The organism is Pseudomonas sp. BMW13, from assembly GCF_013357275.1.
GTDB classification, from domain to species: domain Bacteria; phylum Pseudomonadota; class Gammaproteobacteria; order Pseudomonadales; family Pseudomonadaceae; genus Aquipseudomonas; species Aquipseudomonas khazarica.
Window position 1 is genome coordinate 1 of the sequence record NZ_SUKD01000099.1, and the last position, 218, is coordinate 218.

At 69.3% G+C, this 218-nt stretch carries 1 protein-coding gene; it reads left to right on the top strand.

The features are described from left to right. A partial coding sequence (locus E4487_RS24365; RefSeq protein ID WP_175254589.1) for an aldehyde dehydrogenase family protein occupies positions 1-218 on the top strand: 218 nt, incomplete at both ends.

Genomic DNA, 218 nt, shown 5'->3' on the forward strand with positions numbered 1-218 from the left:
GCCGACGTGCCGCTGGCCGCCGACCACTTCCGCTACTTCGCCGGCTGCATCCGCGCCCAGGAAGGCAGCACCGCCGAGATCAACGACGGCACCGTGGCCTATCACTTCCACGAACCGCTGGGCGTGGTCGGGCAGATCATCCCGTGGAACTTCCCGCTGCTGATGGCCGCCTGGAAGCTGGCACCGGCCCTGGCCGCCGGCAACGCCATCGTGCTCAA